The sequence below is a fragment of the Actinorhabdospora filicis genome, from assembly GCF_030269765.1.
Lineage (GTDB): Bacteria > Actinomycetota > Actinomycetes > Mycobacteriales > Micromonosporaceae > Actinorhabdospora > Actinorhabdospora filicis.
The window spans coordinates 1,226,611-1,245,969 of record NZ_BSTX01000001.1 but is presented as its reverse complement, the minus strand read 5'-3'; the positions used below and the strand labels follow the sequence as shown (position 1 = coordinate 1,245,969).

At 71.3% G+C, this 19,359-nt stretch carries 20 protein-coding genes; 9 read left to right on the top strand and 11 right to left on the bottom strand.

The genetic code is table 11. The features are described 5' to 3' along the window. Positions 1–16 precede the first annotated feature (16 nt). From QSK10_RS05710 to QSK10_RS05700, 3 genes are read right to left on the bottom strand one after another with little or no spacing between them, the layout of a single operon-like run. Positions 17–220, bottom strand: a complete 204-nt coding sequence (locus QSK10_RS05710; protein WP_285661529.1) for an exodeoxyribonuclease VII small subunit — start codon at positions 218–220, stop codon at positions 17–19. A 2-nt stretch (positions 221–222) separates the two neighbouring features. Then, on the bottom strand, positions 223–1,431 hold the full coding sequence (gene xseA / locus QSK10_RS05705) for an exodeoxyribonuclease VII large subunit (protein ID WP_285661528.1): 1,209 nt from the start codon (positions 1,429–1,431) through the stop codon (positions 223–225). Positions 1,432–1,461: 30 nt separating this feature from the next. Then, positions 1,462–2,025, bottom strand: a complete 564-nt coding sequence (locus tag QSK10_RS05700; RefSeq protein ID WP_285661527.1) for a TIGR03086 family metal-binding protein — start codon at positions 2,023–2,025, stop codon at positions 1,462–1,464. Between the two features lie 116 nt (positions 2,026–2,141). Between QSK10_RS05700 and QSK10_RS05695 the strand changes: the two genes are divergently transcribed. From QSK10_RS05695 to QSK10_RS05685, 3 genes are all read left to right on the top strand, one after another. After that, positions 2,142–3,098, top strand: a complete 957-nt coding sequence (locus tag QSK10_RS05695; RefSeq protein WP_285661526.1) for a 4-hydroxy-3-methylbut-2-enyl diphosphate reductase — start codon at positions 2,142–2,144, stop codon at positions 3,096–3,098. Between the two features lie 119 nt (positions 3,099–3,217). After that, positions 3,218–4,351: a glycosyltransferase family 4 protein gene (locus QSK10_RS05690; protein ID WP_285661525.1), complete on the top strand. Its 1,134-nt coding sequence runs from the start codon at positions 3,218–3,220 to the stop codon at positions 4,349–4,351. Between the two features lie 25 nt (positions 4,352–4,376). Then, complete coding sequence (locus QSK10_RS05685) at positions 4,377–5,450, top strand: mannose-1-phosphate guanylyltransferase (RefSeq protein ID WP_285661524.1); 1,074 nt, start codon at positions 4,377–4,379, stop codon at positions 5,448–5,450. Positions 5,451–5,810: 360 nt separating this feature from the next. Here the strand turns inward: QSK10_RS05685 and QSK10_RS05680 are convergent, their stop codons facing one another. From QSK10_RS05680 to QSK10_RS05670, 3 genes are read right to left on the bottom strand one after another with little or no spacing between them, the layout of a single operon-like run. After that, positions 5,811–6,167 carry a hypothetical protein gene (locus tag QSK10_RS05680; RefSeq protein ID WP_285661523.1) on the bottom strand — a complete coding sequence of 119 codons (357 nt, stop codon included), beginning with the start codon at positions 6,165–6,167 and terminating at the stop codon, positions 5,811–5,813. A 32-nt stretch (positions 6,168–6,199) separates the two neighbouring features. After that, complete coding sequence (locus tag QSK10_RS05675; RefSeq protein ID WP_285661522.1) at positions 6,200–6,562, bottom strand: hypothetical protein; 363 nt, start codon at positions 6,560–6,562, stop codon at positions 6,200–6,202. Positions 6,563–6,580: 18 nt separating this feature from the next. Beyond that, positions 6,581–7,318, bottom strand: a complete 738-nt coding sequence (locus QSK10_RS05670; RefSeq protein ID WP_285661520.1) for a hypothetical protein — start codon at positions 7,316–7,318, stop codon at positions 6,581–6,583. Between the two features lie 42 nt (positions 7,319–7,360). On the opposite strand from QSK10_RS05670, the gene QSK10_RS05665 reads away from it, so the two are divergent. Continuing rightward, complete coding sequence (locus QSK10_RS05665; RefSeq protein ID WP_285661519.1) at positions 7,361–8,497, top strand: DNA recombination protein RmuC; 1,137 nt, start codon at positions 7,361–7,363, stop codon at positions 8,495–8,497. 94 nt (positions 8,498–8,591) lie between these two features. Continuing rightward, positions 8,592–9,503, top strand: coding sequence for an RpnC/YadD family protein (locus QSK10_RS05660; protein ID WP_285661518.1), 912 nt, complete (start codon positions 8,592–8,594; stop codon positions 9,501–9,503). Between the two features lie 30 nt (positions 9,504–9,533). On the opposite strand, the gene QSK10_RS05655 is transcribed toward QSK10_RS05660, so the two are convergent. Further along, on the bottom strand, positions 9,534–9,938 hold the full coding sequence (locus tag QSK10_RS05655; RefSeq protein ID WP_285661517.1) for a MerR family transcriptional regulator: 405 nt from the start codon (positions 9,936–9,938) through the stop codon (positions 9,534–9,536). 51 nt (positions 9,939–9,989) lie between these two features. Between QSK10_RS05655 and QSK10_RS05650 the strand changes: the two genes are divergently transcribed. The 4 genes from QSK10_RS05650 to QSK10_RS05635 all read left to right on the top strand — a co-directional run bounded on the left by QSK10_RS05650 (position 9,990) and on the right by QSK10_RS05635 (position 15,477). Then, a complete protein-coding gene (locus tag QSK10_RS05650; protein ID WP_285661516.1) occupies positions 9,990–10,913 on the top strand; it encodes an aldo/keto reductase in 924 nt (307 codons plus the stop codon). Between the two features lie 9 nt (positions 10,914–10,922). Then, positions 10,923–11,642: a TIGR03089 family protein gene (locus QSK10_RS05645; RefSeq protein WP_285661515.1), complete on the top strand. Its 720-nt coding sequence runs from the start codon at positions 10,923–10,925 to the stop codon at positions 11,640–11,642. A 173-nt stretch (positions 11,643–11,815) separates the two neighbouring features. Continuing rightward, positions 11,816–13,612, top strand: coding sequence for an ABC transporter ATP-binding protein (locus QSK10_RS05640; protein ID WP_285661514.1), 1,797 nt, complete (start codon positions 11,816–11,818; stop codon positions 13,610–13,612). After that, positions 13,609–15,477, top strand: coding sequence for an ABC transporter ATP-binding protein (locus QSK10_RS05635; protein ID WP_285661513.1), 1,869 nt, complete (start codon positions 13,609–13,611; stop codon positions 15,475–15,477). The genes QSK10_RS05640 and QSK10_RS05635 overlap by 4 nt, the downstream gene beginning before the upstream one ends. A gap of 55 nt (positions 15,478–15,532) precedes the next feature. Here QSK10_RS05635 and QSK10_RS05630 read toward each other — a convergent pair whose 3' ends face one another. The 4 genes from QSK10_RS05630 to QSK10_RS05615 are packed head-to-tail and all read right to left on the bottom strand — an operon-like array spanning position 15,533 to position 19,352. Then, a complete protein-coding gene (locus QSK10_RS05630; protein ID WP_285661512.1) occupies positions 15,533–16,336 on the bottom strand; it encodes an ABC transporter ATP-binding protein in 804 nt (267 codons plus the stop codon). A 1-nt stretch (position 16,337) separates the two neighbouring features. After that, positions 16,338–17,387 carry a FecCD family ABC transporter permease gene (locus QSK10_RS05625; RefSeq protein WP_285661511.1) on the bottom strand — a complete coding sequence of 350 codons (1,050 nt, stop codon included), beginning with the start codon at positions 17,385–17,387 and terminating at the stop codon, positions 16,338–16,340. After that, complete coding sequence (locus tag QSK10_RS05620; protein WP_285661510.1) at positions 17,384–18,391, bottom strand: FecCD family ABC transporter permease; 1,008 nt, start codon at positions 18,389–18,391, stop codon at positions 17,384–17,386. The genes QSK10_RS05625 and QSK10_RS05620 overlap by 4 nt, the downstream gene beginning before the upstream one ends. Beyond that, positions 18,378–19,352, bottom strand: a complete 975-nt coding sequence (locus tag QSK10_RS05615; RefSeq protein WP_285661509.1) for an ABC transporter substrate-binding protein — start codon at positions 19,350–19,352, stop codon at positions 18,378–18,380. Before QSK10_RS05615 ends, QSK10_RS05620 begins: the two co-directional genes overlap by 14 nt. Positions 19,353–19,359: the final 7 nt, after the last annotated feature.

Sequence of the window (19,359 nt, the reverse complement as noted above, 5' to 3'; positions counted from 1 at the left end):
TGCCAGCCCGGTGCGACTATTCGGCCTCACGCGCCTCGCGGGCCTTCTCCAGGCGCTCGCGGGCGCCGTCCAGCCAGGCCTGGCAGGTGTCGGCGAGCTTCTCGCCGCGCTCCCACAGGGCCAGCGACTCCTCCAGGGTGGCCCCGCCGGCCTCCAGGCGCTCGACGACCTGCACCAGCTCGGCGCGCGCCTGCTCGTAGCTGAGGCTCTCCTCGGACACGGTCACTCCTTCACGGTCGCGTTGATCTCGCCGCGCGCCAGGCGCAGGCGCAGGACTTCACCGGGCTCGGCCTCGCCGGCCGCGCGCAGCACCGAGCCGTCGGCGCGCTGCACGATGGCGTAGCCGCGGTCCAGCGTCGACTGCGGCGACAGGGCGCGCAAGCGGGCGCGGACGTGGGTGAGCCCGTCGGCGGCCGCGTCCAGCCGGGTCGACAGGGCCTGGCGGGCGCGCCGGCGGCCCTCGGCGACGTCGCTCTGCCGCGAGTCGACCATCGCCATCGGCTGCGCCAGGCACGGGCGGGAGCGGACGGCGTCCAGGCGGTGCTGCTCGCGCTCCAGCAGGCCGCTCATCGCCCGGTCGAGGCGGTGGCGGGCGGTGTTCAGCGCGCGCAGCTCCTCGCCGAAGTCGGGGACGACGCGTTTGGCGGCGTCGGTGGGGGTCGAGGCGCGCACGTCGGCGACGTAGTCGACCAGCGGGTTGTCCGTCTCGTGGCCGATGGCGGCCACCACCGGCGTGACGCAGGCGAAGACCGCCCGGCACAGGGCCTCGTCCGACCAGGGCAGCAGGTCCTCGACGCTGCCGCCGCCGCGGGCCAGGATGATGACCTCGATCTCGGGGTCGGCGTCCAGCCGCTTGAGGGCCTCCAGCACCGCCGGGACGGCCGAGGCGCCCTGCACGGGCACGTTCACCACCTCGAAGTCGGCGGCGGGGAAGCGCTGGCGCGCGTTCTCCAGGACGTCCTTCTCGGCGGCGCTGGCGCGCCCGGTGACCAGGCCGATGCGGCGCGGCAGGAACGGCAGGGGCCGTTTGCGCGCCGGGTCGAACAGGCCCTCGGCGGCCAGGGCCTTCTTGAGCCGCTGGAGGCGCGCGAGGAGCTCGCCGAGCCCGACCGCGCGGATCTCGTCGGCGCCCAGCGACAGCGTCCCGCGCCCGGCGTACCACTGCGGCTTGCCGTGGACGACGACCCGCCCGCCCTGCTGGAGCGGCGGGTCGGCGTCCTCGACGCGGCGGCGGGGGACCGTCACGGTCACGCTGATGTCGGCCGACATGTCCCGCAGCGTGATGAACACCAGGGGACTGCCGGGCCGCTTGGTGATCTGGGCGATCTCGCCCTCTGCCCACACCCAGCCCAGGCGGCCGATCCATTCGCCGATCTTCTGGCTGACGACGCGGACGGGCCACGGGGTCTCGGGGGTCGGCGCTTCGGTCACCCGGTCAGGTTAGACGAGCGGTCGGACAGTTCAGGCCGCCCACTTCGGGTCACGCCCGGACAAAGCCAGCGCGCGGTCCAGCGCCGACGTTCCCTCGGGCGTTTCGACGGTGTCGCCGAAGCCCTCGTACTGGCGGTACATGTCCGCCCACTTCTCGACCACCGGCAGGAACTCCGTACCGAAGTCGGGGTCGTAGTCGACGCCGGTGGCCTTGGCGACGTCCCACGTGTGCAGGACCAGCTCCAGGGTCAGCATCGAGGCCACGTCCGCGGCGGCCATGGCGCCGCCGCCGGTGTCGATGTCGCCGTCCAGCGCCCCCGGCCGCGACCACGCCCGGACACCGGCGTCCAGGTGCTTGAGGTACTCCTGCCGCCAGCCGGGCTCGGACGCGAAGTCGCGCCCGGTCAGCTCCTCGCCGAAGGGCTCGCGCAGGGCGCGCTTCTCCAGCGCGTGGGAGGTCCACAGGACCCAGTGGTTCAGGAGTGCGCGCGTGTCCCAGTCCGCCGAGGGGGTGGGGGCGTCCAGGTCCACGTCGCCGACGGCCCGCGCGACGGCGGCGGCCTCGGCCGCGGCCCGCTTCATCAACTCGATCATGTGACCACGGTATGGCCCGGACCACCCGCGCCGATTGAACAAACGCGACGGGCCGCGCATGTGACCGCCCACACGGGCCCGGGTGGGCGCGCGGGCCGCCTGCGTACCATGGCGATGTGTCGAAACGCGTTCTTCTCGCCAAACCCCGCGGCTACTGCGCCGGTGTCGACCGTGCGGTGGAGACCGTGGAGAAGGCCCTGGAGGTCTACGGTCCGCCGATCTACGTGCGCAAGGAGATCGTGCACAACAAGCACGTCGTGGCCACCCTGGAGGCCAAGGGCGCGATCTTCGTCGAGGAGAACGAGGAAGTGCCCGTCGGCGCGACCGTGATCTTCTCCGCGCACGGCGTCGCCCCCGTCGTCCACGACGAGGCCAAGGCGCGCAAGCTGCGGGCCATCGACGCCACCTGCCCCCTCGTCACGAAGGTGCACATGGAGGCCCGGCGCTACGCCGCCGAGGACTACGACATCCTCCTCATCGGCCACGAGGGCCACGAAGAGGTCATCGGCACCTCCGGTGAGGCCCCCGAGCACATCCAGCTCGTGGACGGCCCCGACGGCGTCGACAAGATCACCGTCCGCGACCCCGAGAAGGTCGTGTGGCTGTCCCAGACCACCCTCTCGGTGGACGAGACGATGGAGACCGTCGACCGGCTGCGCCAGAAGCTCCCGCTCCTGCAGGCCCCGCCCTCCGACGACATCTGCTACGCCACCCAGAACCGCCAGCTCGCGGTCAAGGAGATGGCCCCCCAGTGCGAGCTGGTGCTCGTGGTGGGCTCGCGCAACTCGTCCAACTCGGTGCGCCTGGTCGAGGTCGCCCTCGGCGCCGGAGCCGACGCGTCCTACCTCGTCGACTTCGCCCACGAGATCGACGAGGCCTGGCTGCACGGGGTGGAGACCGTCGGCGTCACCTCCGGCGCGTCGGTGCCCGACGACCTCGTCCAGGACGTCCTCGCCTACCTCGCCGAGCGCGGCTACGGCGACCTGGCGACCATCGACAGCGCCGAGGAGCGGCTCACCTTCTCCCTGCCGCAGGAGCTCAAGCGCGACATGAAGAAGGCCGGCGTCTCCTAAACGGGAGTCACCAATCCGTCATCACCCCTCCAGGTGGCCGCCCCCGCGCCCGTACCGGTCCACGGCGTAGGCTCGGCAGTCAGACTCGTCACAGACGACTCAACGAGGAGTGGATTTCAGTGTCCCGTCTGCGCGTACTCGTCGATGCCACAGGGGTTCCCGCCGACCGGGGCGGTGTCGGGCGATACGTGGACGGGCTGCTGGGCGCGCTCATCGACGAGGACCTCGCGCTCACCGTCGTCTGCCAGCGCACCGACTCCGAACGCTACGGACGCGCGCTCCCGCACGCCGAGATCATCGCCGCGCCCGCCGCCGCGGCCCACCGGCCCGCGCGCCTGGCCTGGGAGCAGACCGGACTCCCGCTGCTGGCCACCCAGGTCAACGCCGACGTCCTGCACTCGCCGTTCTACACCTGCCCTCTGCGCGCGTCCTGCCCGGTGACCGTCACCGTCCACGACGCGACCTTCTTCACCGAGCGCGACCACTACGACAAGCCGCGCGGCACCTTCTTCCGCTCCGCGATCAAGACCAGCCTGCGCCGGGCCGCGCGCGTCGTCGTGCCCAGCAAGGCCACCCGCGACGAGCTGATCCGCCTCCTCGACGCCGACCCCACCCGCATCGACGTCGCCTACCACGGACTCGACCCCGAGGCCTTCCACGTGCCCGGCGAGGACGAGTGCCAGCGCGTCGCGGCGCGCCTCGGACTGTCCGGGACGCCCTACGTGGCGTTCCTGGGCGTCATGGAGCCCCGCAAGAACGTGCCCAACCTCGTGCGCGGCTGGGCCAGCGCCGTCCAGGGCCGCCCCAACCCGCCCGCGCTGGTCCTGGCCGGCGGCTCCGGGCACGACGACGCCATCGACTCCGCCATCGCCGAGGTCCCCGGCGAGCTGCGCGTCGTGCGTCCCGGCTACCTGCGCTACGCCGACCTGCCCGGCTACCTCGGCGGCGCCCTCGTCGCCGCCTACCCCAGCCACGGCGAAGGCTTCGGCCTGCCCGTCCTGGAGGCCATGGCCTGCGGCACACCCGTGCTGACCACACCCCGCCTCTCACTGCCCGAGGTCGGCGGCGACGCCGTCGCCTACACCGGCGAGGACTCCGCCGAGATCGCCCGCGACCTCGAAGCGCTACTGAACGATGAGCCGCGCCGGCGCAAACTCGCGCGTTTGGGCGTCGAACGCGCGAAGGAATTCACCTGGGAACGCAGCGCGCAGGCCCACCTGGCCACCTGGCGGAAGGTGGCGGCCGGACGCTAGACCGGCATCCCGCATACTGGTCGGCATGTTTCACGCCGTCATCCCGGCGGGAGGCAGCGGCACAAGGCTGTGGCCGCTGTCCCGCTCCAGCCATCCCAAGTTCCTGCACGACCTGACGGGCGCCGACCGTAGTCTCCTGCAGGCGACGGTGGAGCGGCTGGCACCGCTGGCCGACGCGGCGCACACCTACGTCGTCACCGGCACCTCGCACGCCGTGCCGGTCGCCCGCCAGCTGCCCACCGTCCCCGACGGCAACCTGCTGGTCGAGCCGTCCCCCCGCGACTCCTGCGCGGCCATCGCGCTCGCCGCGGCCGTCATCGCCGAACGCGACCCCGAGGGGGTCATGGGGTCCTTCCACTCCGACCACCTCATCCCCGACGCCGACAGCTTCGTCGCCACCGTCCGCGCCGCCGCGAAACTGGCCGAGGACGGCTACCTGATGACCATCGGCATGGTCCCCACCTACCCCGAGACCGGGTACGGGTACCTGCGCTGCGGCGACGACCTGGACGGCGGGAAGGTCCTGCGGGAGTTCCGCGAGAAGCCCGACGCCGAGACCGCCGAGCGCTACATCGCCGAGGGCTACCTCTGGAACTCCGGCCTCTTCGTGTGGCGCGTCGCGGTGTTCCTGGGCGAGCTGGAGCGCCAGCAGCCCGAACTGCACGGCATCATCCGCGAGATCGCCGCCGCCTGGGACACCCCCCACCGCGAGGAGGTCCAGGGCCGCCTCTGGCCGACCCTGCCGAAGATCTCGGTGGACCACGCGGTCATGGAGGGCGCCGCGGCCGCCGGGAAGGTCGCCGTCGTCCCCGGCTCGTTCTCCTGGAACGACGTCGGTGACTGGCACACCCTCGCCGAGGTCCTGGAGACCGACGTCAACGGCAACGTGGTCATCGGCGACGGCGACGTCCTCGCCATCGACACCACCGACACCGTGGTCGTGCCGCGCGGCGGACGGCTCATCGCGACCGTCGGCGTCCACGACCTCGTCGTCGTGGACACCGAGGACGCGGTCCTGGTGTGCCCGCGCTCGCGCGCGCAGGACGTGAAGAAGCTGGTGGACGTCCTCAAGCAGCGGGGCGACACCAAGCGGGTGTGAGGCAGGCCGGCGGCGGGAGCGTCAGCAGGACGAGTCCCCGCCGCCGCCCCCGGAGTCCGAACCGCAGTCGGCCGATCCCGACGACCAGTTCTGCCCGGGGGCGCCCGACCACGAGTCGTACGCATTCAGGCCGTCATGGTCGCCTTGTCGTCGCACAGTGCGTGGGCGCGGACGGAAGACGATCATCAACGTGATCACCAGGACGGCCATGCCGCCGAGAAAGAGCGGCCCTAACAGATCCCCCATGATCTGAGGTTAGCGCCGAGGGCGGCTCCTCGCCGCCCCCTCACTTCCCCCGCGTCCACGTTTCCACCGTGCGCTTGGCGGCTAGTCCCCGCCGCCGCCACCGCCATCGTCGTTTCAGGAGGAGGAGTCCCCACCACCCCCGGAATCCGAGGACGACGAACCGGAGTCCCATCCGCCGCCGCTGTCCTGGGAATGGGAGTCGTGGGAATGAGAGTGACCGCCGCCATCGTGGTGGTGATGCCCGCCGTGGTGATGGTGCTGCGGTCCCGAATCGTCCGTCCATGAGGGACTCGACGTGTCGGTGTATCCGGTGTGCGTCGGGCCGGCGTGGTAGCCGCCGGGCCGGGCTTTTCCCGGGTGCCCCGGCTTCTTGTTGTTCTGCTGGACGACGTAGTACACGCCGAAGCCGATGGCGCCCAGGATGCCCACCGTGACCAGCAGGCACAGGAAGTTGGCGAACAGGAATCTCATGCCTTCAAGCTAAGATCCGCGCGCCAGCCCGATCAGCCCCCGTACGGAGGCTGGTGAGGCGGCGGCTGCTGCCCGGGAGGCTGCCCATAGGGGTATTGGCCGCCGTAGGGGTCTTGCGGCGGCTGCGGCTGGCCGTACGGGTCGTGCGTCACCGGCGGCTGCGCGTAGGGGTCCGGCTGGTAGTACTGCTGCGGCTGCGCGGGCTGGCCGTACGGGTACTGCGGCTGCTGCGGCTGCCCATAGGGCTGCTGCCCGTACGGATAGGGCGGCTGTGCGCCGTACGGGTTGGCGTTCTTCTGCTTGTTCTTGCTGATCACGATGGGGATCGTGATGGCCGCGGCCACGATCCCGAAGAAGATGAGCAGGCAGAGGAAATTACCGAATACAAAGCGCACGTGCTTGGTCCTTCACGGTCAGAAGTCGCCGCCCCCGCCGAAGTCGCCTCCGCCGAAGTCGCCGCCGAAATCGCCACCACCGTAGTCTCCGCCCGCACCCCCGTCGGAAGCGGCACCATCGGCGAATCCGTCGGCGTAGGCGCCCTCGACGGCGCCGGAGTCGAAACCGGGCGAGATCAGCGCGTCGAAGACCAGCATCGCGCCGAGCATCCCGACACCGCTGGCGGCGGCCGTCCGCCACCACGGCTCGCTGTACCAGCCGGACGGGACGGGCCGTCCCTCGACGTAACCACCCGGGTAGTAGTGCGTGGTGCGGTTGGACGGCGTCGGGCTCGCGGTGTAGCGGTGGCCCTGGACGTCGGCCTCGATGCGCTCCTTGAGCCGGCCCGTGCGCGACTCCGGCAGCTCCGGCCCCGGGTCCATCCCCAGCGCCTCACGCGCGGCGCGCACGTAGAACAGCCCCTCGACGGCCGTCTGGCCCGCGAGCTCGTACTGCCGCAGCGTCGTCGCGCGGTCGAGCTGCGCGCCCGCCGCGTTGTAGCGCTCACCGGCGTCCACGAGGGCCTGCTGCGCGGCGAGGCTGTCGCCGCCGTGCAGGTTCATGGTCTGGCCGCCGAGGCGCTCGTACCACCGCAGCGCCTCCTCGCGCGCGTCGGCGAGGCGCCGCGCGGCCGCCTTGCGTCCGAGCACGATGAAGCCCGCGAAGACCGCCAGCAAGACGAGAACGATCGCGACCGGGAGCGCGTAATCCGCCATGCTTGAAAGGTACCTGCCGTTTCTGAGGGCACACTGGAGGTCATGTCTTATGTCCTGATCGCCGTGTTGTGCCTGGCCGCCGGGGTGGCGATCGGCTGGTACGCCGCCCGCTCCCGCGCCGCCGCCGAGGTCGCGACGCTGACCGCGCGTCTCCAGTCGCACACCGAGGGCGAGGCGCGGCTGGAGCAGTCGCTGCGCGCGCTCAGCCACGACGTCCAGCGCGAGGCGAAGGGCGAGCTGTCCGAACTCGTCCAGCCGCTCTGGGAGAGCCTGGACCGCTACCAGCGGCACATCGCCGACGTCGAACGCGCGCGCCTGGACGCCTACGCCACCCTGCGCACCCAGGTCGCCGAGGTCGCCCGCACCTCCGACAAGCTGCGCGGCGAGACGGCGTCCCTGTCCTCGGCCCTGCGCGCCCCCCAGGTCCGCGGCCGCTGGGGCGAGCACCAGCTCCGCCGGGTCGTGGAAGCGGCCGGGATGCTGGAACACTGCGACTTCACCGAGCAGCTCACCACCGCCGTCGAGGACCGCGTGATCCGCCCCGACCTCGTCGTGCACCTGGCTGGCGGGCGCAGCGTCGTCGTCGACGCCAAGGCGCCCTTCGAGGCGTACCTGGAGGCGATGGAGGCCACCGACGAGCCCACCCGCGACACCGCGCTGTCGGTGCACGCCAAGCAGCTGCGCGCGCACGTCGACGCCCTCGCCCGCAAGGAGTACTGGCGCGCCTTCGACACCACGCCCGAGTTCGTGGTCCTCTACGTGCCCGCCGACGCGTTCCTGGACGCCGCCCTGCGCCGCGAACCCGCGCTGCTGGAGTACGCCTTCTCCCGCGACATCGTCCTGGCCACCCCCGCGACCCTCGTGGCGATGCTGCGCACGATCGCCTACAGCTGGCGGCAGGACACCCTCGCCCGCAACGCCGCCGAGGTCCACACCCTCGCCAAGGAGCTCTACGGGCGGCTCTCCACGATGGGCGCCCACCTGACCCGCCTCGGGGCGTCCCTGTCGGCCTCGGTGCAGGCGTACAACAAGGCGGTCGGCTCGATCGAGACCCGCGTGCTGGTGACGGCCCGTAAGTTCGCCGAGATGGGGGTGAGCAAGGACGAGCTGGCGGTGATCGACCCGGTGGAGCTGACGCCGCGGCAGGTCAGGGCGGGGGAGTTGGGTGGGGATTCGTAGGTTTGTTCGACCCTGGGGGTAAATAGACGTGAATAGATGAATTACTCTCTGTGACTGCGTGCAGGCAATCTGCATATGCAGGAAGGAGAGATGCATGGTTACCCGAGACCATGAGGCGCCGATCGAGTTGCTCGACCGGATGCCGGAGCTCATACCGCGACTGATGAGGCTCGCCGACTGGCATGCGCCAGAGGACGGTGAGATCACCGTCGAGGACATCAGTGAGCGCGCCACCGACTTCAATCCCACTGAGGCCCGGGCCGACCGGGTCTACGGAGTGAAGCGCGACGGCGGGCTCAGCGCAACGGTGATCGTGGAGGTGCAGCGCAAGCGCGACGACATGAAGCAGCGAACCTGGCCGCTGTACATGGCCAGTGTCTGGGCGCGCAAAGGCTGCGCGGTCTACCTTCTCGTCATCTGCCCCAGTGCCAAGATCGCGACGTGGGCGGGAGAGCCGATTCGGATCGGCTCGCAGATGGTCGTACAGCCGACTGCCATCTCGCCGGAGAGCTTCCCAAAGGTCACCGATTCAGACGATTACGAGGAAGACGCGGAGATCGCCGTTTTCTCGGCTCTACTGCACGCGAAGAAACCTGATATCGAAGAGGTGCTGGAGGCACTGATGACCGTGCTCGCGAAAATCCCGGTTGACCAGGCACAAGGCTATGCTGGGGTCTTGGACGAGGTGCTGCCCGTCCAGGCCCGAGAGATCCTGGAGAGGTTGATGGCAACCGGCACTCACGAGTTCCAGCGGATGAACGAGCGGATCTACTCGCGAGGGATCTCCGAGGGTGAAGCGCGAGGTGAGGCCCGAGGTGAAGCGCGAGGTGAGGCCCGCGGCGAGCTGAGGCGGCAGCGTCAGATGACGGTGGCACTGCTCGCGATCAGGGGAATCGGCACGCCCGAGGCCGTCGAGCGCATCGAGTCCTGCGAGGACCTCGACACGCTCACCATCTGGTTCACCCGCGCGGCCACCGCCGCCACCGCCGAAGAGATCTTCGGCTAGCGCGACCCAACCCCTCACACCCCTCACCCCTCACTTCCCCAGCCGTCCCCCTCCCGCGATCGCGTTCCCCTGCGCGTACTCCCGGTACCAGTCCAGCTTGTGCTCCACGCGGGCCTTCTTCGACAGCAGGTCGCCGATGTGGTCCTCCACGCGGGAGTTGTGGGTTTCCAGCAGGGCGATGCGCTCGGGGATCGTGTGGTCGCCTTCGCGGCACAGTTCGGCGTAGCGGCGCATCTCGGCGATCGGCATGCCGGTGTCGCGCAGGCAGGCGAGGGTGCCGAGCCAGGCGAGGTCGTCATCGCTGAAGCGGCGGTGGCCGGAGCTGGCGCGGTGGGGCGCGTCCAGGAGGAGGCCGGCCTTCTCGTAGTAGCGCAGCGTGTCGAGGCTGAATCCGGTGCGCTCGACGGTTTCGGCGGGGCTGTAGTAGGTCGTCATGCGGGCAAGGATATTGACCTGGAGCGCGCTCCAGGTTGCACGCTGGGACGCATGACTTACGAACTCGCGCTCGGATCGTGCGGCTGGGGCACCGTTGTCGACGAGGACCGGGTCTTCCGGCTGCTGGACCGGTTCTTCGAACTCGGCGGGCGGATCATCGACACCGCCGACAACTACTCCTTCTGGGACGAGGGCGCCACCGGCCGGGAGGCCGAGGAGGTCATCGGACGCTGGCTCGCCTCGCGTAAGCCCGCCGACGCCGTGGTGGCCACCAAGCTCGGCGCGCAGCCGACCGGCCCGAAGGAGGACTGGCCGGGCAACTGGGAGGGCCTGTCGGCCGAGACCGTGCACGGCGCGCTCGACGGTTCGCTGGAGCGGCTGGGCGTGGACCGGGTCGCCGCGCTGTACGCGCACATCGACGACCGGACGGTGCCGCTGGCGGAGACGCTGGAGGCCCTGCACGAGGAGGTCGTGGCCGGGCGGGTGGAGCGGCTCGGCCTGAGCAACTACGCCACGTGGCGCATCGAGCGGGCACGGGCGATCATCGAGGCGAACGGCTGGACGCCGGTGGAGTGGCTTCAGCACCGGCACTCCCTCGTCCGGCGGGCCACGCGCGGGGACCTGTGGGAGGCGCGCTTCAACGACGCCGGTCCCGAGCTGATCGACTACCTGCGCGAGCACGAGGGCCTGACCCTGTTCGCCTACTCCTCGATGGTCTTCGGCGCCTACGCCGGGCGCGAGCTGCCCGAGGCCTACCGCGACTCGGTCACCGAGCGGCGGCTGGCGCTGGTCGGCGAGGCGGCGGAGAAGCTCGGCGCCACGCCGAGCCAGGTCGTGCTCGCGTGGCTCATGGGCGGTCCGGTGAAGACCGTCCCGATCCTGGGCACCACGCGGCTGGAGACGCTGGAGGAGAACATGGCCGCCCGCGAGCTGAGCCTCCCGGACGAGGTCAGGGCCACTCTGGACGCCGCGTAGGCTCACCGCATGACCATCCCGGAGCTCTTCGCCGCCGCCGCGGGCGCCGACCCCGCGCGACCGTTCCTGACCTACTACGACGACGCGACCGGCGAGCGCATCGAGCTGTCCTACCTGACCCTGGCCAACTGGGCGAACAAGACGGCGAACCTGCTCGTCGACGGCCTGGGGCTGGACGCGGGATCGGTGGCGGCGGTGGACATGCCCGCGCACTGGCTGACGGCGGCGCTGCTGACCGGCTGCTGGAGCGCGGGCCTGGCGGTCGCGCACGAGCCGTCCGATGTGGACGTGGCCTTCGTGGGCGAGGACCGGCTGGGCGAGGCGCCGAAGGCGCCGGAGGTCTTCGGCGTGGGCCTGCGGCCGATGGCGTTGCGGCTGGCGCAGGAGCATCCGGGAGTGGTCGACTTTCTGACAGAGGTCCGCACCTACGGTGACCACTTCCGGCCGGTCGCGCCGGTCGCCGGGGACGCGCCCGCGCTCGTCGCGCTGCCGCGCGGTGGGCAGCGCACGCAGGACGAGATCGTGGCCTCCGCGCGGGCTCGCGCGCAGGAGCTGGGGCTGGCGCCGGGCGCGCGGGTCCTGGTCGCCGGTGAGCGGCTGCGTCCACTGGACTGGCTGCTCACGCCCATGGCCGCGCACGGTTCGGTGGTGCTGTGCCGCAACGCCGAGGGCGTGGACCTGGACGCGCGGGCGGCCAGTGAGCGGGCCGTCCGGCTCGATCTGGGGTAAGGACCGGGCCGCCGATCATCCCTGACATTATCTAGTGTGATCCGCATCACAGTTTTGCGTCAGGGATTCGGCGGTTACCTCCCTATCTTGGGTGGTCATGGGGCTTTCCCGGGTCCATTTCGCGTGGAAAAACCAGGAGAGGACCGTCCGACCTGGCGGTTAATGTTCGGGCCATGCCCTCAACCACACATCCTCCTGATGCCGAGCCGCGTCCACAGCGGCACGCCATGTCCAATTTGTGGCGACTTCGCGAGTACCTGAGGCCCTATGCGGGCCGCATGGCCGCGATGCTCGTGCTGGCCGTCTTCGCCTCCCTGGCGGCCCTCGCCACGCCCCGCATGATCCAGGCCGTCATCGACGGTCCCGTCACGCGCGCCGACGACGACGGGCTCTGGTGGCTCGCGGCGGCCATCCTCGCCCTCGGTGTCGCCGAGGCCTTCCTGGTGTGGCTGCGGCGCTACATCCAGGCCACCGTGGCGCTCGGCGTCGAGGCCGACATGCGCCGCGACATCTACGCCCACGTCCAGAAGCTGCACGCCGGTTTCCACGACAGGTTCCAGACCGGGCAGCTGCTGTCCCGGGCCACCGGCGACCTCGGCCGCATCCGCAGGTTCGCCGCCTGGGGCATGATCTTCCTGGTCATCAACGTGTTCACCTACGTGGCCGTGATCGCCCAGCTGCTCCAGATCTACTGGCCGCTCGGGCTCGTGGTCGCCGCCAGCGCCGTCCCGCTGTTCTTCCTGTCCCGCAGCTTCGCGCGCGGCTACATCCGCGCCTCGCGCGCCGAGCAGGACCAGGCCGGCGAGGTGGCCAACACCGCCGAGGAGACCGCCCAGGGCATCCGTGTGGTGAAGGCCTTCGGCCGGTCCCGGCACGTGATCGAGCGCTTCGAGGGCGAGGCGGCCAAGCTGCGCGACATCTCCGTCGGCAAGGTCAGGATGCTGTCGAAGTCGTGGTCGATGTTCGACGCGATTCCGAACCTGGTGCTGGCCGCCGTCCTCATCGGCGGGTCCATCGCGGTGGCCGCCGGCGCCATGACCATCGGTGAGCTGGTCGCCTTCGTGACCCTGCAGCTGATGCTGGTGTGGCCCATCGAGGCGCTCGGCTGGATCATCGCCAACGGCAATGAGGCGATGACGGCCGCCGACCGCATCTTCGACGTGCTGGACACCGAACCGGCCATCGTGGACCGGCCCGGCGCCACCGACCTGGACCGTGCGGACGCCAAGGGACACCTGCGTTTCGAGGGAGTGCGGTTCGGTTACGAGGGCACCGGCAAGGAGATCCTCACCGGCCTAGACCTGGACGTCCGGCCCGGCGAGACCCTGGCCATCGCCGGTGTCACCGGCTGCGGCAAGACCACGCTGCTGTCGCTGGCGCCGCGCCTCTACGACGTCACCGAGGGCCGCGTGACGATCGACGGCCGCGACGTGCGCGACCTGACCCTGTCCAGCCTGCGCCGCAACGTCGCCACCGCCTTCGAGGACCCGACCCTGTTCTCGATGAGCGTCCGGGAGAACCTGACCCTGGGCCGCGAGGACGCCACCGAGGCCGACATCGAGGAGGCCCTCCAGGTCGCGCAGGCCGAGTTCGTCTACGACCTGCCCTGGGGCCTGGACACCCGCATCGGCGAGCAGGGCCTGTCGCTGTCCGGTGGGCAGCGGCAGCGGCTGGCGCTGGCCCGCGCGGTCATCGTCAAGCCCGCCGTGCTGATCCTGGACGACCCGCTGTCGGCGCTCGACGTGCACACCGAGGAGCTGGTGGAGCGCGCGCTGGCCTCGGTGCTGAAGGGCACGACCGCGCTGGTGGCGGTGCACCGTCCGTCCACGGTGGCGCTGGCCGACCGGGTGGCGCTGTTGCAGGACGGGACGATCGTGGCCGTCGGCACGCACTCGGAGCTGCTGGAGTCCACCCCCGCCTACCGGGCGGTGCTCTCCGCCGAGGCCGACACCGTGGGAGCCGCCGCGTGACAGTCCAGACACCCCCGAAACCCGAGGTCAAGGAGTCTCACGCGTGGCGTGGGATCGCCGACACCGAGGAGGCGGAGCGCACCTCCGCCGAGCAGGACGACGCGAGTTCGATCAAGGCGCTGCGGGCCCGCGGGCGCAAGCTGCTGGGCTCGCTGATCCGGCCCTACCGCAAGGTCCTGCTGTGGACGGTCGTGCTGCTGCTGATCCAGAACGCGGCGGGCATGGCCGGTCCGTTGCTGGTGAAGCTCGGCATCGACGCCGGCATCCCCCCGATCGTGGAGAACGAGAACTACGCGACGCTGATCGCGGTCGGCGCGGCCTTCCTGGCCGCGATCGCGGTGGAGTACCTGACCAAGCGCGGCTTCCTGTCGCTGTCGGGCAAGGTGGGGCAGCAGATCCTGCTCGACCTGCGGCGGCGGGTCTTCACGCACTTCCAGAAGCTGTCGATCGCCTTCCACGAGCGTTTCACCTCCGGCCGGGTGGTCGCCCGTCTCACCAGTGACATGGACGCCATCCGCGAGCTGGCCGACGGCGGCGTCAACGACCTGGTCCTGTCGGCCCTGAGCATCGTCACGATCTCGGTGATCCTGCTGGTGCTGGACCCGATGCTGGCGCTGGTGGCGCTGCTGTCGTTCCCGGTGATGCTGTGGCTGTCCAACTGGTTCCGGGTCAACTCCGCCCGCGTCTACCGCCGGACCCGCGAGACGATCGCGCTGGTGATCGTCTACTTCGTGGAGTCGATGGGCGGCGTGCGCGCGGTGCAGGCCTACCGGCGCGAGCCGCGCAACCAGCGCATCTTCGACGACCTGAACGAGGACAACCGCGCCGAGAACGTCGCCGGGCACCGGCTGTCGGCGACCTTCGCCGGCGGCGTCAAGGGCATCGGCAACCTGACCACGGCGCTGGTGCTGGCCTACGGCGCCTACCGGGTCCTGCACCACCAGACCGACGTGGGCGTGCTGGCCGCGTTCGTGCTGTACCTGCGCCGGTTCTTCGACCCGATGCAGGAACTGTCGATGTTCTACAACACGCTCCAGTCGGCCAACGCCGCGCTGGACAAGCTGGCCGGGGTCCTGGCCGAGGAACCGGACGTGCCCGAGCCGGCCGAGCCGAAGCCGCTGCCCGCCGCCCGTGGCGAGCTGCGCTTCGACCGGGTGCGCTTCTGGTACCACAAGGACAAGGTGGTCCTGCCGACCTTCGACCTGCACATCCCGGCGGGCCAGACGGTGGCGCTGGTGGGCGCGACCGGCGCGGGCAAGACCACGATCGCCAAGCTGGTGTCGCGGTTCTACGACCCGAGCGAGGGCGTGGTGAGCCTGGACGGGGTGTCGCTGAAGGACATCGCCGAGCCGGAGCTGCGGCGGGCGGTGGCGATGGTGACGCAGGAGAACTTCCTGTTCGCCGGGACCATCGGGGAGAACATCGCCTTCGGGCGTCCCGACGCCACCCGCGAGCAGATCGAGGAGGCCGCCCGGGCCATCGGCGCCCACGAGTTCATCACCGGCCTGCCCGAGGGCTACGACACCGACGTCCGCAAGCGCGGCGGCCGCCTGTCGGCCGGGCAGCGGCAGCTGGTGGCGTTCGCGCGGGCGTTCCTGGCCGACCCGCGCGTCCTGATCCTGGACGAGGCGACCAGCTCGCTGGACATCCCCAGCGAGCGGCTGGTGCAGCGGGCCCTGCGCACGATCCTGGCCGACCGGACCGCGATCGTCATCGCCCACCGGCTGTCCACGGTCGAGATCGCCGACCGGGTGCTGGTCCTGGACGGCGGGCAGGTGGTCGAGGACGGACCGCCGTCGGCGCTGATCGACGGCGGCGGCCGGTACGCCAAGCTGCACGAGCAGTGGCAGGACAGCCTGGTCTGACGGGCTGTGGAGGGCGGGCGCTTCGGCGCCCGCCCGCGATGTTTCAAAGATCGGGTCATGCTCGCGCGCGGCCCTCGGGGATCACGATCGGCGTCCCCGCCACCGGGCATTCGATGACCCGCACGGCCAGCCCGAAGACCTCGGCGACCAGTTCCGGGGTGACCACCTCGGACGGGTCACCGGCGGCGATCACCTCGCCGCCCTTCATCGCCACCAGGTGGTCGGCGTAGCGGGCGGCCTGGTTGAGGTCGTGCAGGACCATCACCACGGTCGTCCCGTCGCGATGGTTGAGGTCGCGGACGAGCTCCAGCACGTCCACCTGGAAGGCCAGGTCGAGGTAGGTGGTCGGCTCGTCCAGCAGCAGCACGCCGGTGTCCTGGGCCAGCGCCATGGCGATCCAGACGCGCTGGCGCTGCCCGCCGGACAGCTCGTCGAGGGTGCGCTCGGACAGGTCGAGCGCACCGGTGGCGCGCAGGGCGGCGTCCACGGCCTTCGCGTCGGCCGCCGACCACTGCCGCCACCAGCGCTGGTGGGGCGTGCGGCCGCGCGCGACGAGGTCCCACACGGTGATGCCGTCGGGCGCGACGGGCGTCTGCGGGAGCAGCGCCAGGCGCTGCGCCAACTCGCGTCCGGGCAGCTCGGCGATGGGGTCCTCGCCCAGGTAGACGGCCCCGTGCCTGGGGACCAGGAGCCGGGCCAGGGCGCGCAGGGCGGTGGACTTGCCGCACGCGTTGGGGCCGACGAGGACGCTGACCTTCCCGGCGGGCAGGGCCAGGTCGAGGTGCTCGGCGACGACGCGGTCCCCGTAGGACAGTCGCAGGTCCCTGCCGGTGAGGGCGGCCGATTCCTTATAGACCATGTCAGCCTCCCGTTCCGGCCCGGTTCTTACGGGCCAGCAGCCACATCAGGTAGGGGGCGCCGATGGCGCCGGTGACCACGCCGACGGGCAGTTCGATGTCCCCGAAGGCGGTGCGGGCGATGAGGTCGGCGATCATCACCAGCGCCGAGCCGACCAGCCCGCTGGTCAGCAGCGGCAGGTTCGCCGTCCCGGTCAGCCGGCGGGCGATCTGCGGCGCGGCCAGGGCCACGAAACCGATCGGGCCCGCGGCGGCGGTGGCGAAGGCGGCCAGGACGACGCCGAGCAGCAGCAGCGCCATGCGGGTGCGGGCCAGCGGCAGCCCGAGGCCGCGCGCGGTGTCGTCCCCGTACTGGAGGAGCTGGTAGGGCCGCGACAGCGCGATCGCGCACGGCACGACCACGGCCAGCGCGCAGCCGATCCAGGTCGCGTGCTCGAAGCCGCGCCCGTTCAGGCTGCCCGTCAGCCACACCATGGCCCGCCCGGCCTGGTCGATGTCGGCGCGGGTGAGCAGCCATCCGGTGAGCGCCGAGAGCGCGCCGTTGACGCCGATGCCGACCAGCACGAAGCGGTAGCCGGTGACCGTCCCGCCCCGGAAGGCCATGACGTAGATGAACGCCGCCGCGGCGAGGGCCCCGGCGAACGCGCCGAAGGGGACCGTGCCCAGCGAGCCCGCGCCCGCCGCGGTGACCCCGCTGAACAGGATCATCGCCACGCCACCGGCGCTGGCCCCGGCCGAGACGCCGATCAGGTCCGGGCTGGCCAGGGGATTGCGGGTGACGGCCTGGAACAGCGCACCCGCCAGCCCGAAGGCCAGCCCGACGAGGACGCCGGTGAGGGCGCGCGGCATGCGCAGCTTGAAGACGATGAGTTCGCTGGCGCGACTCCCGTCCCCGAACAGGGTCTCGATGACCTTGGCGGGCGGGGTGAAGGTCAGGCCCAGGCACAGCGAGGCCACGAACCCGGCGGCGATGACGGCGAGCACCAGCGCGAAGACCAGGCTCGTGCGCAGCCGGAGCGGGAAGCCGACCGCGCCGATCTGCACGCCCTTCACCGGGTGTGCTCCTTCAGACGCCCGCGTTTGACCAGGTACACCAGGAACGGCGCGCCGATCAGCGCGGTGACCACACCGGCCTGGAGTTCGCCCGGGTAGTCCAGGAGGCGCCCGGCGGTGTCGGCGGTCAGCAGCAGGATCGCGCCGCCGATCGCCGAGAACGGCATCAGCCAGCGCAGGTCGGGTCCGGTGAAGGCGCGCACGACGTGCGGCACGACCAGCCCGACGAAGGTGATGGGCCCGGCGGCGGCGACCGAGGCGCCGGTGAGCAGGATGACGGCCACCGCGCCCAGCGCGCGCGTGACGCCGACCTTCGCGCCGAGCGAGGTCGCCAGGTCATCGCCGAGGGCGAGGGCGTTCAGGCGCGGCAGCAGGCCCACGGTGAGGGCGGTGCCGATGACGATGAACGGGAGCATCCGCAGCGCCAGCGAACCGTCGCGGCCGGCGAGCGAGCCCACCGCCCAGTGCCGGTACTGGTCGAGGGTGCGCACGTCCAGCAGCACCAGCGCGTAGGTGACGCTGCCCAGCAGCGCGGTCACCGCCGCCCCGGCCAGGGCCAGTTTCGCCGGCGAGTTCTGCGAGCGTCCCGCGCCGCTGACGGCGTACACCAGGATCCCCGCCAGGGCCGCCCCCAGGAACGCGAACCACACGTAGGCGAACGGGCTCGTCAGCCCCAGCACGCCGATGCTGGCCGCGACCGCGACGGCCGCGCCCGCCGAGACGCCCAGCAGCCCCGGGTCGGCCAGCGGGTTGCGGGTCAGCTCCTGCGCGAGCGCCCCGGCCAGGCCGAGCGCGAGTCCCACGATCAGGCCGAGGACCGTCCGGGGCATGCGCAGCGAGGCGACGACCAGCGCGTCGCCGTCCCGGTTCCCGAAGACGGCGGCGAGGACGTCGCCGAACGCGATCGCCTTCGACCCGACCGCGAGGCTGAGAACAACCGCCGCGGCCAGGCCGAAGACGAGGACGGGCGCGATCAGCGCCCGCCGGAGGCTACTTCGCGGCATCGACGCCGAAGGCGGCCGCCAGGTCGTCCAGGATCATGTGCGCGCCCTGGACGGAGACCGAGGTCATCCAGATCTCGTCGCGGACGTCCTTGACCTGCCCGCTCTTGACGCCCTCCAGCCGCTGCCACAGCGGGTTCGACTCGAACTTGGACTTGCTGTCGGCGCCGCCCTTGTAGGTGGTCACGAAGATCCACTTGGCGTCGGCCTTCTCGATCTGCTCCTCGGAGATCTCCACGGAGAACTCGTCGACGTTCTGCGCCTCGGGCCGCGCCAGGCCCGCGTCGGACAGCACGATGCCGATGAAGGACTTCTTGCCCATCAGCCGCGTCGGGCCGTCCAGGAACCGCACGATCGAGATGGTCGGGTTCGCCGCCTTCGCGTTGATCGCGTCGCCGACCTTCTTCGCGCGCGCCTTGAAGTCGGCGAGCTTCGTGGCGGCCTTCTGCTCCTCGCCCATCGCCTGCGCGACCAGGCCCAGGTTGTCCTGCCACTGCGGGCCGGTGGTCTTCACGAACACCGTCGGGGCGATCTCGGACAGCTTGTCGTACAGCGCGTCGTGGCGGACCGTCGCCGAGACGATCAGGTCCGGCTCCAGCTGCGCGATGAGCTCCAGGTTCGGGCTGTCCAGCGGCCCGACCTCCTTGGTGTCCTTCACCGCGTCACCCAGGTACTCCGGGAAACCCGTCAGGTTCCGGTACGAGCCGATGCCGCCCACCAGCTTCCCGTCCAGCAGCACGACCGCCTCGACCAGCGAGTTGTCCAGCGCGACGATCTTCTGCGGCTTCGCGTCGATCTTCGTCTGGCCCTTGTCGTGGGTGACCGTGCGCGGCCAGGAACCGGCGTCACCGGACGCCGCGGCGTCGGGCTTGTCGTCCTTCGCACTGCCACACGCGGCCAGGCCGAGCGTCAGCACGGCGGCGGCGAGCATGGCCGTGAGGGCACGGCGGATCGGGCGGGACATGAAGGGC